1 protein-coding gene is annotated in these 431 nt (G+C 65.0%); it reads right to left on the bottom strand.

Translation table 11 applies throughout. The features are described 5' to 3' along the window. Nucleotides 1–181 precede the first annotated feature (181 nt). Nucleotides 182–431, bottom strand: a 250-nt coding sequence (locus AC1DKD_RS42175; protein WP_477144860.1) for a hypothetical protein, incomplete at its 5' end; no start/stop codon positions are given.

Raw genomic sequence — 431 nt, 5'->3', positions numbered from 1 at the left:
CCCCTTCTCGCTCCGGGCGTCCCTCAGCATGGCGGCAACGTGTTCAGCGGTTTCCTGAGTCATACCGCGAATATATCATAAATGAGCTATCGATCCCCTTGCTCGGGAGCAGTGGGGGGTGTCACCCCTGCCCTACCCATTCGGTGCGATAGGGAAGTATGCGTAGCTTTTTTGGCGGACGTTAGCTGCCCAGCCACACCATGTTCCATGTGCCTGCCGAGACAGCTGCTGCCAGGGCAAGCCCGGCCACCAGCACACCGCCGGCAACCACCCAGGAGTCCAGCGGGCTGAAGGTCGATTCCCTGGCCCACGTCCGCCGGCCGCCGCCGAATCCCCGCGCTTCCATGGTCACTGCGAGCCTGGACGCACGGCGGATGGCCTGCACCAGCAGACCGAAGCTCTGGCCCAGCGTCGCCTTCACCCGCTGGCCG

The organism is Cupriavidus sp. 05T313, assembly GCF_056396665.1.
This window is presented reverse-complemented; position numbering and strand designations above follow the sequence as displayed.